This is a genomic window from Streptomyces sp. YGL11-2 (genome assembly GCF_050054615.1).
Lineage (GTDB): Bacteria > Actinomycetota > Actinomycetes > Streptomycetales > Streptomycetaceae > Streptomyces.
The window spans coordinates 46,688-61,380 of record NZ_JBNHIN010000027.1 but is presented as its reverse complement, the minus strand read 5'-3'; the positions used below and the strand labels follow the sequence as shown (position 1 = coordinate 61,380).

Annotated in this window: 8 protein-coding genes and 2 pseudogenes; 1 reads left to right on the top strand and 9 read right to left on the bottom strand. The window is 69.1% G+C overall.

What is annotated here, in order from left to right; genetic code table 11:
* Window positions 1-250 precede the first annotated feature (250 nt).
* From ACO1BR_RS27240 to ACO1BR_RS27230, 3 genes are all read right to left on the bottom strand, one after another.
* Window positions 251-907, bottom strand: a complete 657-nt coding sequence (locus ACO1BR_RS27240) for a class I SAM-dependent methyltransferase (RefSeq protein WP_426797742.1) — start codon at window positions 905-907, stop codon at window positions 251-253.
* A 393-nt stretch (window positions 908-1,300) separates the two neighbouring features.
* A complete protein-coding gene (locus ACO1BR_RS27235) occupies window positions 1,301-1,546 on the bottom strand; it encodes a chaplin family protein (protein WP_426797741.1) in 246 nt (81 codons plus the stop codon).
* A gap of 288 nt (window positions 1,547-1,834) precedes the next feature.
* A complete protein-coding gene (locus tag ACO1BR_RS27230) occupies window positions 1,835-2,224 on the bottom strand; it encodes a hypothetical protein (protein WP_426797740.1) in 390 nt (129 codons plus the stop codon).
* 221 nt (window positions 2,225-2,445) lie between these two features.
* On the opposite strand from ACO1BR_RS27230, the gene ACO1BR_RS27225 reads away from it, so the two are divergent.
* The gene (locus tag ACO1BR_RS27225; protein ID WP_426797739.1) at window positions 2,446-2,979 is read left to right on the top strand and encodes a GNAT family N-acetyltransferase; all 534 of its coding nucleotides are present in this window, start codon (window positions 2,446-2,448) and stop codon (window positions 2,977-2,979) included.
* A gap of 1,644 nt (window positions 2,980-4,623) precedes the next feature.
* On the opposite strand, the gene ACO1BR_RS27220 is transcribed toward ACO1BR_RS27225, so the two are convergent.
* From ACO1BR_RS27220 to ACO1BR_RS27195, 6 genes and pseudogenes are all read right to left on the bottom strand, one after another.
* The gene (locus ACO1BR_RS27220) at window positions 4,624-5,925 is read right to left on the bottom strand and encodes a glycosyltransferase (RefSeq protein ID WP_426797738.1); all 1,302 of its coding nucleotides are present in this window, start codon (window positions 5,923-5,925) and stop codon (window positions 4,624-4,626) included.
* A gap of 81 nt (window positions 5,926-6,006) precedes the next feature.
* Window positions 6,007-6,720, bottom strand: a complete 714-nt coding sequence (locus ACO1BR_RS27215) for a hypothetical protein (protein WP_426797737.1) — start codon at window positions 6,718-6,720, stop codon at window positions 6,007-6,009.
* Between the two features lie 371 nt (window positions 6,721-7,091).
* A complete protein-coding gene (locus ACO1BR_RS27210; protein WP_426797736.1) occupies window positions 7,092-8,960 on the bottom strand; it encodes a glycoside hydrolase family 35 protein in 1,869 nt (622 codons plus the stop codon).
* Window positions 8,961-9,573: 613 nt separating this feature from the next.
* A pseudogene (locus ACO1BR_RS27205) lies at window positions 9,574-9,831 on the bottom strand (flavodoxin-dependent (E)-4-hydroxy-3-methylbut-2-enyl-diphosphate synthase); the annotation flags it as partial.
* Window positions 9,828-11,650: pseudogene (locus ACO1BR_RS27200) on the bottom strand (1-deoxy-D-xylulose-5-phosphate synthase). The pseudogenes ACO1BR_RS27200 and ACO1BR_RS27205, both read right to left, overlap by 4 nt.
* Window positions 11,651-12,060: 410 nt before the next feature.
* Complete coding sequence (locus tag ACO1BR_RS27195) at window positions 12,061-14,451, bottom strand: ATP-binding cassette domain-containing protein (RefSeq protein WP_426797735.1); 2,391 nt, start codon at window positions 14,449-14,451, stop codon at window positions 12,061-12,063.
* Window positions 14,452-14,693 lie beyond the last annotated feature (242 nt).

The following is a 14,693-nucleotide window of genomic DNA, read 5'->3' as shown; positions in this document are numbered from 1 at the left end:
GCGGAGTGGTGACTTCCGGCGACACCAAGCCGCGGACGCGAGGGAATCAGCAGGTCCGGGAGTTGTTCCGCGGTGAGGCCGGCGCAGTCCCGAAGGCCGGCTCCGGTGAGGTCGGCTCCCCGCAGCGCCACCCGGCACTGCCGCGCCGCGCGGATCGTGTGACGCGTTGGGGATCGGGGATCGAGTGGGCGAACCGGAAGACGACGGCGCATGAGGCTGCCACCCCAACGGAGTGAGACCGAGGGGCCGTTCAACGGTGGTGCCATACGAGGGTGTAGCGCCAGAACAGCCTGCGGCGCAGTCGGGCACCGGGCAGGATTGTACGAGCCTCGCGGACGATCCCGGGGAAGGCCATGTCCGCCGGTCGGGTCGTGGCCGTCATCGAGAGGGGACGAGGTGCTGTGCGGCCCCTGTTCCTGAGCCAGCCGGTGGCGGCGTTGACCGGGCTTGCCACGGTTCCGAGCAGGTGGTCGCCTGGCGTCGTCGGGCGCGAAAGGCCGAGAACCACAAGGGTTCCACCGGGCGCGAGGTGCCTGCGGAAGGCGGTGAGCGCATCGGCGAACGGCAGATGGTGGATCGTGGCGACGCAGGTGATGACGTCGTAGGAGTCTGCGGGGATCCCGGTCAGCGCATCTGCGGTCGTGAAGGTGACGGGAGTTGCCTGAGGGGTGACTTCCTGTGCCCGGGCGATGATCTCCGGGTCGGCGTCGATGCCGTGTACCGTGCCGGCGCGCACGGCCAGGAGCCTGGCCAGGTCGCCACTGCCGCAGCCGACGTCCAGGGCACTGTCGCAGCGTCGGGGGAGCTGTCGCAGGATCCAGCGGTGGTAGTGGGCGTTGTGGTCCCAGGGGTGCGCGGCATTGAACTCGTCGAGAGCCCGCAGGACGCGGTGCGGCAGTGTCGTCATGCCGTCACTCCATCAAGCCCCTTGCGTCTGCGTCATCCCCACGGCCAAACGACCGGGTGCACAGAGAGGCAACAGCCACCGCAGTGCGGTGGATCGGCCGAGCGACGTCCACAACTACGCCGGTCGATCGACGCGGCGGCAGTTCTCCTCGTTCGTGTTCGCCCGGAGTGCTGGAAGCCGGTCCCCGTTCGTTACTCCGAGGATCTGTGCCAGACCCTCCTTCACCTGCGGACGGTGTTCGACCGGGACCGGGAAGGCGAGCGCGGAGGAATGGGCCGGCCGGTGGCCTCCGGCGGAGAAGCGGAGACCGGCACCCGTCTGCGCACGGCGTAGGCCCTGCCTCTTCCATTTGGACCAGTGGATGGGGCAGGGCCGCACAGGCGATACGGCATGTCAGCCGTTGAAGCCGTTTTCGCCGAAGGTCTGGTTCAGTCCGTTGTTGGCGGTCCCCGTGTTTCCGGCGGCATTGTCCGAGATGTCCAGGGGAGGCTGCTCGCCGCCCCCGGAGCCAACTCCCGGGCTGTGAATGCCATTTCCGGTGGAGTGGGCGTCGTGGTTATTCGCAGCAGCGGCCCCGGCACCGGCAAACAGAGCGGCGACGGTCAAGCCCACCACGGCGACAGCGGTATGTGCGCGCATGAATTCCTCCTGTTGAGTAGCGCCACCAAGACAATCTCCGTTGGATGAACCGAGAAACAGCAATCACTCGAAGGGGACCCGCCAAGGGGGCCAACAGATGCCGCTTTCGGCGTGGCGGTGGTGAAGACACTGCGGCGGAGAGTCCAGGACCGGTAACCCGTCTTGGTTATGGCCACGTTCGCGCGGGTGTGGGGAAAACTCCGCGAGGCCCCCGAGCGCGGATGTGGACGGCCCCGGCGTCAGGCTGATGGGTCGGACGCCGGGGCCCACTCTCGTTACTCGTGTCCCTTACCTGCCGCCGCCGTGGCCGCCGCCCTCGCCCCCGTCATGGCCGCCGCCCTCGCCGCCCTCATGGCCGCCGCCCCCGCCGCCATGGCCGTGCCCCTCGTCGTCGCCCATATGGCCCCCGACCGTGTCGTCGCAGCCCATGCTGGAACCGATCGAGGTGGCCTGTGCGCCCGGCGAGCCCTCGCCGTTGAGCGCGTTGCCCAGCACGCCGTTCAGAATCCCGACCTCGCCGAGTACGTCGACGTTCAGGTCGTGGGAGCGGCAGGAGGTGTGCTGACTGACGTTGAAGTTGTCGCCGCCATGGCCGCCCGCGTGGGCGGTGCCGGTGCCGAATGCGGCCATGCTGCCGAGGGCGGCGGCCAGGACGGCAGCCTTGTGAAGCTTGTGCATTTCTTCTCCGGAAGTGTGAGCAGATCTGATCTGCGATGTACCGAGTTCGTCCAGTTGCGGAAGGTTAATACGAAATATGATGAAAGAATTCCCCGACGCGCCGGATCGATCCGACCTCGGATAGTGGTGCGACCCTTCCGTAGCGGGCGTGTCGCGGGCCCGGCGAACCGGTTCGGATACCCATGTGCCTTTCAGAGCAGGCGGGTTGAGATACTCCGGCCATGGATACCGGGGCGATCGGGAGCGGTCGGCGATCGGCGAGAGCGATGCCTGCACGGACCACGTCGCGGCATGCCGCGGGCTGGACGCTGCGTGCTGCGACGGCAGCGGACATCGAGACGATCGCGGAGTTGCGGGCGACGGTGATGCGTGCGGATTTGGAGCGCCTTGGGCGTTACGACGAGCACCGGGTGCGGCAGCGGCTGAGGGACTCCTTCTCCACGGAGCACACGTCGATCATCATGCTCGACCGTGAACTCGCGGGATGCGTCACGGTCCGGCCCGCCGAAGGGAGGCGGTGGCTGGAGCACTTCTACCTCGTGACGCATCATCAGGGCCGGGGGCTCGGATCGGCTGTCCTGCGCACGGTGCTGGAACGGACCGACGCGCTGGGCGCGACCGTGGGTTTGAACGTCCTGCAGGGCAGCGCCGCCCGCCGACTCTACGAGCGCCACGGATTCCACGTGGAAGCCGAGGACCCGATCGACGTCTTCATGGTGCGCCCACCAGAGGCGAGCACCGCCGCGAGAGCCTGACCTGCGGCAGCGCCCCCTCGACTCGGGGCTGGGGCGCATCAGGGCGGAAGCCCAGCGTCCTCCCTTCCCGGGCGCCCTCCCTGGCTTGCCGCGGATGGCGGGGACGCGGCGCGCACCATCAGGGGCGGCCTTCACCTCTGGGGCATCCAGGCCCAGCCGAATCCCTGCAGCAGCTCCCAGACACAGCAGTGGCTGGTCCCGGAGTCGAAGGCGCCCGAGGCGATGAAGCTGGCGGTCGAGTACTACTCGGACCTCTGCTCGAAGGACACCTCGACGTGTTCCTGGAAACAGGCATCCGAAGGTGCCCCGGAGGTGCTACCCCGTGTGAAGGCGTCCTCGGTCTGGTACAACGACACTTCCGAGAAGGTGACCCAGGTCTTCACGACGATCTATCACAGCGGATGGTCGATGAGCCTCGCCTCCAGCGTCTCCGTCTCGGCCGGTGTCTCGGTTCCGGTCCAGGCCATGATCAGCTCCCAGCTCGGATCGACCGTCACCTACCAGTCGGATGAGTCCCAGATCAACGGCGTTGCCGTCACCGTCCCGCCGAAGAACTACGGCTGGGTCGACTTCGCGGCGGTCGGGAAGAAGGTCACCGGAACCTGGACCTTCGACAAGAACCGCTTCCCGTGGACCGCTGACGCCACCGTCACCGTCCCCGTCGTCGACTCCCCGGCCGGCTCGACCATGTACGTCGCCCACACCGGTACGACCCCGCCGGGTGTGACTCCTCCTGCGGACACCGGGGGCACCGGGGGCACCGGGGGCACCAGCACCCCCACCACTCTTGCCACCACCGTCACCAAGACCCTCGACGTTCCGGCCGGTGTCCACCTCGCCGCCTCCGCGGGCGGGGTGAAGTTCACCGACGACCGAGGGCGCACCCTCGCCACCGTCGTGGCGGGCGAGATGAAGGACAAGGCCGGCAAGCCCCACAAGCTGCACGTGTCCGTCAGCGGCAACACGGTGACGCAGACGATCGAGGATGCTCCGGGAGAGACGATCGAAGGCACGGTGACACCGCCGGTCAGCTCGCTCGCCGGCGAGGCGTCCTCCCGCGGCTCGGCTGCATCGATCGCGCTGTTCAAAGCCGGCGACGACAAGTTCAAAGAGTGGGGCCACTGCATGAACAAGGAGATGGTCAAAGGAATGCTCGGGGGCCTCCTGGCCGGTCCCGAGGGCGCGTTCCCGGGCATGCTCGTCGGCACGGCCAGCGGTTTCATCGAATGCGGTGTGAAGCCGAAGTCCCAGCGATCTCCCACGAGGTCTCGCCCCTTCACCAGGGCGGATTCCGGATCGCCGGGCGTGTCCGGTCCGGCGTCTGACATCCCTGCGGGACGGCGAGGTCGATCGTGGGTCGGTCAGCGCGGCGCTGACGAACGAGTCGATCTCCTGGGTGGCCATCAGCGACGGTCGGCCGGCCATGGAGCCCGTGTCGAGCCCGGTCGAGGCGAGCGGCAGGTGTTCCGCTCGCCTCGGCCGGACTGTGCGTTGTCCCCGGCTGCACCGAGGCGCCTGTGGGGGCGTTCGGTCTCGTTCGTCGGCGACCTGACCTCGCGTTGCCGAGCGACGTTGGCGGTGGTGATGCGCAGGACGACGGCATCGCCCCACTCGCGCTGCAACTCGGCGGCTCAGCCTGAGAGTTCAGCAATGCACTCTGGACTCCACAACGGTTTCGATCACCTCGACGGCCTTTTCCACCCCGTTCCGGGTGACAGTTCGCAGAGCGAACTGCTCGGCGGCTTCGGCCAGTTCGCGATCGTTCACCGCGCGGTCCAGTGATGCGGCCAGACGCCCCGCTGTGAGGCGGTACTGCGGCAACGGCGGTGGCGCCAGACCGAGGGCGTGCATGCGCCGGGCCCAGAACGGCTGGTCGAAGGTGAAAGGGCACACGACCTGCGGACGGCCCGAGCGCAGAGCCGATGCGGTGGTTCCGGCGCCGCCGTGATGCACGATCGCGGCCATGTGCGGAAAGACCTCTTCGTGCGGCACCTCGTCCATGAAGAACACCTTGTCGACGTCGCGGCCCTGTTCCCCGTCGGGAGCCCGCACCCCACCCCAGCCGGTGGCGATCACAGCGCGTACCCCGGCTTGCCGGACTGCGGCGAGAACGGCCCTGCTTTTCGCGGCGGCACGGCTCCCGGCCATACTGCCGAATCCGATGTACACCGGCCGTTCCCCCGCATCGAGAAACGCGCGGAGGTCCGCGGGCATGCGCCAGTCACCCGTAGTCGGCAGATGCCAGAAGCCCGTCGTGTGAGTGGTGGGGGGATACCGAGGAGTGCCGGGCAGTACACCGGGATCGAATGCCTGCAATACCGTGGCCGGCCCTCCGTCGGGCCGGGACAGAATGCTGAGCTTGTTGCCGCGATCCGACAGCCCCAGCGATTCGCATCGCACTCGTGCCAGTGCCGAGCCGTACAGAAGACGGACCGGCAACTCGGCGTGAGCATAGGAGGCCCGGCTCAGCGACGCGGGAAGTCGTCCGGGTGCCAGAGGATTGACGAAGTCGGGGGTGGGCACCCAGCCGGGCTGGAAGCACACCGGCACAGCGGGCACCTTCAGCCACTCGGCGAGGTGCTGCACCGGCAACCAGGGTGCGAACACCACGACATCGGGGCGGGGCTGTGCTTTGACCTTGGCCGTCAGATCGTCCAGGAGCTTCACGTACTGCGGCCTGTTCCGCCTGAACCACTGCACGCCCCGCACAATTCCGCGCAGTCCGCGGCGATCCTCATTGGCTCTCCTGACAACCGGATCGGTGTAGAGCTCAAGGGGTCCGTCCAGTACCGGAACGTAGGGCACGCCTGCCGAGCGGGCCAACTCCACGAAGGTGTATGGCCCCATCAACGTCACTGTGTGCCCGGCTGCCGTCAAGCCGGACGCCAGCGCCAGAAACGGCTGGACGTCACCCCGCGAGCCATGGGTCACCAGCAATACGTTCACCGCAGCATTCCTTCCAGAATTCGGCCGCTCGGCCTGCGAGTCGCACCGTCGATCGTCACATGGACCGGCCAATGCGCCTGACTATGCATCACAGAGCTTTTCCACGCCCACATGCGCGAGTTCGGGGATGGGCGGCGTGCGGATGCCGCCCGTTTTCCGGCCGGCGCTTGCGAATTGCGCTACTGCCGTGACCAGTACGAGTGCGTTGCGGACGCCGATATGAGTGATGAGGGGGCGACTGTTCCGTGGTACGGACCTCGCCCCGCGGGCGGCCGGAGTTGACGGACCGACGTGATGGACCGGTGCGCGATGGACAGTTGTGGGAGTTCGCTGCGATTGATTCCCCATGGCATGGGGGGTACCGGAAATCCCTGTGTGGTGCGCATGGTGCCGGTCAGCGTACGGGCGCTGAACCAGCGTGGCACGGTGTCGAGGACCAGGGAACTGCCGGGAAAGGCTTCGGCGCGGCCGGCGATCAGTTCGCTCACATGGGGTTTCCAGGCCCTCGGCCAGTTGCACGATGGTGCCGTCGGGGTGGGGGGTGAGGAATTCTCGTACTGCGGTGTCGAAGGTGCGGACACGCAGCGTATTGCCTTGGGCAACGAGTCCGATGGGGCGCCCGAAGTGGCTTTCGAAAGGGTAGTCGAGCATGTCGACCAGTTCCGCGGCTTTCGGGTCGTGGAGCACCGGTCGGGGGCGGCGCGCTTCCCATGCGCGGTGATACAGATTCCACATCAGCATGTCGGGGACACCGTTCAGGTTGACGGTGCGCATCGCACTACTGCCGCGGTCCATCTGGTTGTTCCTCCGTCGACTCAACAACTCCCCCGTAGCGGATGGAGCGGCTCGGGGCGGTTGTCCCTCGAAAGTCGCACGGGGCGACTCGCCGGCGTTCAGCACGCGCCGGGGCTCTTAACGTATGTGGCACGAGGCACGCGGAACGTGAAGAACACGCAGGCGCCGACCGCGAGTCGACGTGGCGGTCGACGAAAGGCGTACGTCCCCCGGTGCCGAGGTCCAGCTTTTGGACGGCAGAGAGATCCGGGGGACGGTGACGGAGCGCTTCAGCGGGCGGATGGGTGGCGCGGCTTCACCGTTCCACCGTCCTGACGTGGTCTGGGGGATCGCCGTAGCGAGGAAACCGACGGCGTGCCCTGCCGGTCGCTCTACGCGAGAGGGGTCTGCTCACCGAGATCGGGCGCGGAGCGCACCTCGATCCGGTCTCCGGTCCGTTCCATCTCCAGCACGATGAGGTCGTTCCGCCCCTCCCGCCACAGATGGCTCGGCGCGTAGAGGGTGACCTGCGGCCCGAGGGACCAGTAGCGGCCGAGCGCGAAGCCGTTGAGCCAGACCATGCCCTTGTCCCAGCCCGGGAAGGCGAGGAAGCCGTCCGCGGGGGTGTCGACGTGAACCCGGGCCCGGTGGAAGGCGGGGCCGGTCGGGGTGTCCTCGCTGCGGAACGTCAGAGCTGCGAGGTTGTCCAGGGGCAGTTGGCGGATTTCCCAGTCGCGCAGTTCCCGGCCGTCGAGGAGCACCTTCCCGCTGATGCCCTTGGGGTCGTTGAGGCCCTGGCCGAAGTTGACGCGCCCGGTCGGGTCCACGAGGAGGTCGAGGGTGCCGGAGGCGCCGGCCACGGTGAAGTCGACCGTGTGGTCGGGCTGGTTGCGGTCGAAGGTGCCGATCCGCTTGCCGTCGCCGAACACCAGCGCACGGTCGCCCAGTCCCGTGATCTTCAGGCTCTTGGCCTCCTGCGGTCCGCGTACCCGAGTGCGGTAGTGGATCAGTCCGTGTGGCTGCCCGAGGGCCTCCATGTGGACGGGCGTGGTCCGCCGTACCGGAGTGCTCAGCGCGTCGAGGGCGTCCAGCAGCGGCACCGACTCGCGGACGGCGACCTTCTGGGGCGGCATCCGGCGTGGTGTGGGAGGCAGCGGAGCGTCCGGCACGGTGGTGTGTTTGGCGAGCACGTCGCGCACGGTGTGGAACTTCTCGGTGAGTTCGCCGGATTCGCTGATCGGGGAGTCGTAGTCGTAGCTGGTGACGGTGGGCTGATAGGTGCTGCCGTCGAGGTTGGCGCCGGCGGACCAGCCGAAGTTCGTGCCGCCCACCGCCATGTAGAAGTTGATCGACGCTCCCGCTTCGAGGAGCTTTGCCACGTCGGCGGCGGTCCGCGCCGGGTCGGTGGTGTGGTGCCGCTCGCCCCAGTGGTCGAACCAGCCGTCCCAGAACTCCGTGCAGAACAGGGGCTTGTCCGGCTGGAATTCGCGCAGTTCTGAGAAGGGACCGGTGGGATCCCCGGCGAAGTTCACGGTGGCCAGGAGATCGGGAAGGCTGCCGGCCCGCAGCGCTTCCTGGGTGGCCCCGTCGGAACAGAACAGCAGGCTGTCGATGCCCTGCGCCCGCATGGTGTCCCGCAGATGTTCCAGATACACGTGGTCGTCGCCGTAGCTGCCGTACTCGTTCTCGACCTGCATGGCGATGATGGGACCGCCGTGGGTGGCCTGCAGGTCGACGAGCCGGGGGAGCAGTTCGGCGAACCAGGTGTCGACCGCTCGCTCGTAGGAGGGGTCGGAACGGCGCAGCGGGGCGTCCTTGTCCTTGAGGAGCCAGGCGGGCAGACCGCCGAAATCCCATTCCGCGCAGATGTACGGTCCCGGTCGCACGATCGCCTTCAGCCCGACCTCGTCCGCGGTCCGTATGAAGGCGGCGACGTCGCGCCATCCGGTGAAGTCGGCCTTTCTCTCGTATGGTTGGTGGAAGTTCCAGGCGACGTAGGTCTCCACCGTGTTCAGGCCCATGGCCCGCATCCGCAGCAGCCTGTCGCGCCAGTCCTTGGGGTGCGTCCTGAAGTAGTGGAAGGCACCCGAGAGGATCCGGAACGGCTTGCCGTCCAGCAGGAACTCCTTTCCGCGGATGGTCAGTCCCCTCGGGCTTGCGGCCTGGGCGAGGGCGGTACGGCTGCCGCCCAGGGAGACACCCACGGTCGCGGTACCCACCACGGCCGCGCTCAGGAATCCACGTCGGCTGAACTGCGTCATGTCTGCTCTCCTCGGCTCGACCGGTCGTCGCCCATGACTCGGAAATGTTCAGTGGTGTTCGTTTCTGTTCATTGAGAGTGTTCTGTAGAACAGAAACGAGCACAAGGGTTCGTCGTCGAGTGCGGTGAACCGGATGCGGACGAGTCGCAGGTGAACTGCCGGTCAGGGCAACGACGTTCAGATCGGCAGGGAGGACAGCGGGCCGCAGACGAGCGGCAGGCGGTGACCCGACGGTGGCGTGGTCAGGAGGTACGCCGCGTCGCGGTGTCGGCCAGCTGTCGCAGCGTCTGCCGGGCAACAGGGCGGATGCCACGTGCAGCGCCGAGCATCCGCAGCACCCGCGCACGCCGCCTGCCAGCCCAGCGCGCACAGCACGGGCCGCAGGCGCTTCCCGCCGGCGGCGAGGAACTCGGCCAGCACCTGGGCGGCTTGCCCGGGCAGGTCCCGGGCCGTTGCGGCGCCTTGGTCTGCAGGAACTGATCCAGGACGGCGTCGACCCGGCGGCGCAGGGCCTGGAGTTCCAGCGGCTTCGCGTCCGGCTGGACGGGCGCGGTGGTCAGGGCCGTTCACCTGCCGTGGCGGTGTCGGGGGTGCTCTCTGCCGCGGTGGCCACGACCTTCGGCAGGGCCTCGGCATCGTCGGCGGAGGGCACGGCGACGCGGACGATGTCGCACCCGGCCGCCGTCACCGCGGCGATCTGCCGCAGTGTGGCGTCCACATCGGCGGTGTTGGTGGTGGTCATGGTCTGCACGCTGACCGGTGCCCCGCCGCCGACGGGCACCGTCCCGACGCGGAGTTGACGGGTGGGGCGGCGGCGCACCGGGGTCCTGGGTGTGGGCAGGGTGGGCAGTCCGAGATCGATGGCGGTCACCGGGGCCCTCCCAGGAGATGTCCGGGTGCGGCAGGGGCCGGGTGGCGGTGGTCGAGGGAGGCGAGGACGGTACGGACCAGGCCCGCGGCGTCCAGCCCCGCCGCGGCCAGCAGCCCTGGCCGGGGGCCGTGCGGGAGGAAGGCGTGGGGGAGGCCGAGGACGTGAACGGGCGTGGTGACGCCCTGGTCCCGGCACCGCCCGGCCAGCGCCGCGCCCGCACCGCCGGTGCGTACGCCGTCTTCCACGCTCACCACCAGCCGGTGGCGGGCCGCCAGTGACACCAGCCCCTCGTTGACGGGGAACACCCAGCGCGGGTCGGCGACCGTGACCCCGATACCGTGCTCGGCGTCCAGGACACCAGCCGCCTCCAGGGCTGCCTGGGCCAGTGGTCCGACGGGCACCAGCAGCACATCCAGCGGACGGCCCTTGCTGCGGTGGAGGATGTCCATCCCGTCCATACGGGCCAGCGCCCCGACACCCGCGCCGGCGGCGGCCCTGGGCAGCCGCAGCACGGTCGGGCCCGCACCCCAGGAGACCGCCTCCGTCAACAGGCGGCGCAGCTGGGCGGTATCGCGGGGAGCAGCCAGGCGCAGCCCGGGAACCGTGGACAGCAGCGCCAGATCCCACATGCCGTGATGGCTCGGCCCGTCCGGCCCGGTGACACCGGCGCGGTCCAGGACGAAGGTGACCGGCAGCCGGTGCAGCGCGACATCCATCAGCACCTGGTCGAAGGCCCGGTTCAGGAACGTCGCGTAGACGGCGACGAGGGGATGGAAACCCCCCATGGCCAGGCCCGCCGCCGAGGTAACGGCGTGCTGTTCGGCGATCCCCACGTCGAAGACCCGCCCGGGGAACCGCTCCTTCATCAACCCGAGCCCGGTGGGCAGCAGCATCGCCGCGGTGACCGCGACCACCTCGGGACGGTCCGCGGCCACCTCCACCAACGCCCGGCCGAACTCGCTCGTCCACGACGGAGCGGAAGGCCCCCCGACGGGCCGACCGGTGGCCGGGTCGACCACGCCGACGGCATGCAGACAGTCCGCCGGGTCCGCCTCGGCGGGCGCATGGCCCTTGCCCTTCACGGTCATCACATGCACCACCACCGGTCGCTTCAGGGCACGCGCCCGGCGCAGCACGCCCTCCACCTCCGCGGTGTGGTGCCCGTCCACCGGCCCGAAGTAGGCAAAGCCCAGGTCGGTGAAGAGGTTGCGGCATGCCTCCGCGCCGCCTCCGTACCGGAGCAGGCGCAGGTGCTCGGCGAGCGCGCCGGTGGTGGGGCGTACGAGCGGCCGTTGTCGTTGACCACCACGATCACCGGCCGATCCGGGGCGCCGCCCAGGTTGTTCAGCGCCTCCCACGCCATGCCACCGGTCAACGCCCCGTCCCCGATGACCGCCACCACGGCACGCTCTTGCTTGCCGGCCAACTGCCGTGCCCTGGCCAGCCCGTCCGCGTACGACAGGGCGGTGCACGCGTGGGAGTTCTCCACCAGGTCGTGTACGGATTCCCGGCGCGAGGGATAGCCCGACAAGCCGCCCTGCTGCCGTAGCGAGTCGAAACATTTCCGACGCCCCGTCAGCAGCTTGTGCACGTATGCCTGGTGACCGATGTCGAAGACCAGCGCGTCATCCGGGGAGTCGAAGACCCGGTGCAGCGCCAAGGTCAGCTCGACCGCGCCCAGATTCGGCCCCAGATGGCCACCGACAGCACACACCTTCTCCACCAGGAACCGCCTGATCTCCGCTGCCAGCGCGGCAAGTTCCCCGTCCGGCAGCGACCGCAGCGCGCCCGGGTCGTTCACCCGATCCAGGACCGACAGGGAGTGTTCCGTCCGGGCCGTTGCCATGCCGTTCTCCCTCCCCGACGGCGCGGTTGACCACCGCACGAACCGAAAGGGCTGCACTTCCAGGAAGGCGGAAACACGGCGGGGAGGGGAAGGGAGATCGCCGCCGGAGAGCGTGAAGGCGTTGAAAGGTCAGGCTTTTGTGAACGAGATCGGTGCGGTGAAGCCGGGTGCGTCACTCAGCCGTCACGCTCCCGGCTCGCCGACCTGAGCGACGTCCCCGTCCGGCCCCGGGCGGTACGCCTCCGGCCGGATGCCCGGCTGCTGTGTGCCGTACGCGCCGAACCGCCTGAAACGCTCGGTCGGTTACGGCGGGACGGGGGAGCCCCGGCGTTCCGCCGGGGCCCGGGGCCTGTCCGATGGATCAGGGTCGGAAAGGCCCCGGGTCAGGTGCCGACGTAGGCCGCCAGATGCTCACCGGTGAGGGTCGAGCGGGCGGCGACCAGATCCGCGGGCGTGCCCTCGAAGACGATCGTTCCGCCGTCGTGACCGGCGCCGGGGCCGAGATCGATGATCCAGTCGGCATGCGCCATCACCGCCTGGTGGTGCTCGACGACGATGACCGACTTGCCGGAGTCGACGAGCCGGTCGAGCAGACCGAGCAGCTGCTCGACATCGGCCAGATGCAGACCGGCGGTCGGCTCGTCGAGGACGTAGACGCCGCCCTTCTCGGCCATGTGCGTGGCCAGCTTGAGCCGCTGCCGCTCGCCGCCGGACAGCGTGGTGAGCGGCTGACCGAGGCTGACGTAGCCGAGCCCGACGTCGGCGAGCCGCTGGAGGATCCGGTGCGCGGCCGGGGTGCGTGCCTCGCCGTCGCCGAAGAACTCCTCTGCCTCGGTCACCGACATCGCCAGCACCTCGCTGATGTCCCGACCGCCGAGGTGGTGGTCCAGCACCGACGCCTCGTACCGCTTCCCCTCGCACTCCTCGCAGGTGGTGGCGACGCCGGCCATCATCGCCAGATCGGTGTAGACGACGCCGGCGCCGTTGCAAGTGGGGCAGGCGCCCTCGGAGTTGGCACTGAACAGCGCCGGCTTCACGCCGTTGGCCTTCGCGAACGCCTTGCGGATCGGGTCGAGCAGCCCGGTGTACGTCGCCGGGTTGCTCCGCCGCGAGCCGCGGATCGCGCCCTGGTCGACCGACACCACACCCGCACCGGCCGGGATCGACCCGTGCACGAGCGAACTCTTGCCGGAGCCGGCGACGCCGGTGACGACGGCCAGCACCCCGAGCGGAATGTCCACGTCGACGTCGCGCAGGTTGTGCCTCCTCGCGCCGCGGATCGAAAGCCGGCCGGTGGGCGTGCGGACCTTCTCCTTGACGGCGGCCCGGTCGTCGAGATGGCGGCCGGTGATGGTGCCGGCGGTCCGCAGCCCCTCGATCGTCCCCTCGAAGCAGACCGTGCCGCCGGCCGTGCCGGCGCCGGGGCCGAGGTCGACGACGTGGTCGGCGATCGCGATCATCTCCGGCTTGTGCTCCACGACGAGCACCGTGTTGCCCTTGTCCCGCAGGCGAAGCAGCAGGTCGTTCATCCGCTGGATGTCATGGGGGTGCAGGCCCGTGGTCGGCTCGTCGAACACGTAGGTGGTGTCGGTGAGCGAGGAGCCGAGGTGCCGGATCATCTTGACGCGCTGCGCCTCACCGCCCGACAGCGTGCCCGCCGGCCGGTCGAGCGAGAGATAGCCGAGGCCGATCTCGGTGAACGAGTCCAGGGTGTGCTGCAGCTTGGCGAGCAGGGGCGCCACCGACGGCTCGTCGAGGCCGCGCACCCATGCGGCCAGGTCGCTGATCTGCATCGCGCAGGCGTCGGCGATGCTGATCCGCTTGATCTTCGACGACCGGGCACCCTCGTTCAGCCGGGTGCCGTCGCACTCCGGGCAGGTGGTGAAGGTGACCGCCCGGTCCACGAACTCCCGGATGTGCGGCTGCATCGCCTCCTTGTCCTTGGCGAGCATCGACTTCTGGATGCGCGGGATCAGCCCCTCGTAGGTCATGTTGATGCCCGCGATCTTCATCCTGGTCGGCTCGCGGTGCAGGAAGTCGTGCAGTTCCTTCTTCGTGTATGTGCGGATCGGCTTGTCCGGGTCGTAGAAGCCGGACTCGCTGTAGAGCCGATGGTTCCAGCCGCCCGCCTTGTAGCCGGGGACGGTGAGTGCGCCCTCGGCGAGCGACTTGGCGTCGTCGTAGAGCTGGGTGAGGTCGAGGTCGGTGACGGCGCCGCGGCCCTCGCAGCGCGGGCACATGCCGCCGGTGATGCTGAAGCTGCGCCGCTCCTTCACGGTCTTCCCACCGCGCTCGACGGTGACCGCCCCGGCCCCGCTGATCGAGGCGACGTTGAAGGAGAACGCCTTGGGCGAGCCGATGTGCGGCCGCCCCAGCCGGCTGAACAGGATGCGCAGCATCGCGTTGGCGTCGGTGGCGGTGCCGACCGTGGAGCGGGGGTCGCCGCCCATCCGCTGCTGGTCGACGGTGATCGCGGTCGTCAGCCCTTCGAGGACGTCGACTTCGGGCCGCGCCAGTGTCGGCATGAAGCCCTGCACGAAGGCGCTGTACGTCTCGTTGATCAGCCGCTGCGACTCCGCCGCGATGGTGTCGAACACCAGCGAGCTCTTGCCCGAGCCGGACACACCGGTGAAGACCGTCAGCCGGCGCTTCGGGATCTCGATGCTGACGTCCTTGAGGTTGTTCTCGCGCGCGCCGTGCACACGGATCAGATCGTGGCTGTCGGCCACGTGCACCTCAGGCGACCGGGTGTCCGTCCGCTTGGCCTTGCTCATCGGATCTCCCTCTGTCACGCGGGGCCGCCTGCGCGGTCCCCGTAGGCGTCGCCTGGCCCGGCCGACCAGCTTCGAGCAGGACGTCCTCTTGGGAGCAGGACGTCTTCTTCATCGGCGTGGTCGGCGGCAACGGTAGCTGGCCACGAGCGCCGGTGTCGGCCGGAGTGGCGCGGTGCCCGTCCGACCGGCGCCGGCCAGGGGCACGTTCGGCACGCGAACCTGGTCGTCCCCGCCGCTTCGGG

What these genes read in the sequence shown, in the direction of transcription:
- ACO1BR_RS27240 (WP_426797742.1), bottom strand. Translation starts at nt 907, where the DNA reads ATGACGACACTGCCGCACCGCGTCCTGCGGGCTCTCGACGAGTTCAAT.
- ACO1BR_RS27235 (WP_426797741.1), bottom strand. Translation starts at nt 1,546, where the DNA reads ATGCGCGCACATACCGCTGTCGCCGTGGTGGGCTTGACCGTCGCCGCT.
- ACO1BR_RS27230 (WP_426797740.1), bottom strand. Translation starts at nt 2,224, where the DNA reads ATGCACAAGCTTCACAAGGCTGCCGTCCTGGCCGCCGCCCTCGGCAGC.
- ACO1BR_RS27225 (WP_426797739.1), top strand. Translation starts at nt 2,446, where the DNA reads ATGGATACCGGGGCGATCGGGAGCGGTCGGCGATCGGCGAGAGCGATG.
- ACO1BR_RS27215 (WP_426797737.1), bottom strand. Translation starts at nt 6,720, where the DNA reads ATGGACCGCGGCAGTAGTGCGATGCGCACCGTCAACCTGAACGGTGTC.
- ACO1BR_RS27210 (WP_426797736.1), bottom strand. Translation starts at nt 8,960, where the DNA reads ATGACGCAGTTCAGCCGACGTGGATTCCTGAGCGCGGCCGTGGTGGGT.
- ACO1BR_RS27195 (WP_426797735.1), bottom strand. Translation starts at nt 14,451, where the DNA reads ATGAGCAAGGCCAAGCGGACGGACACCCGGTCGCCTGAGGTGCACGTG.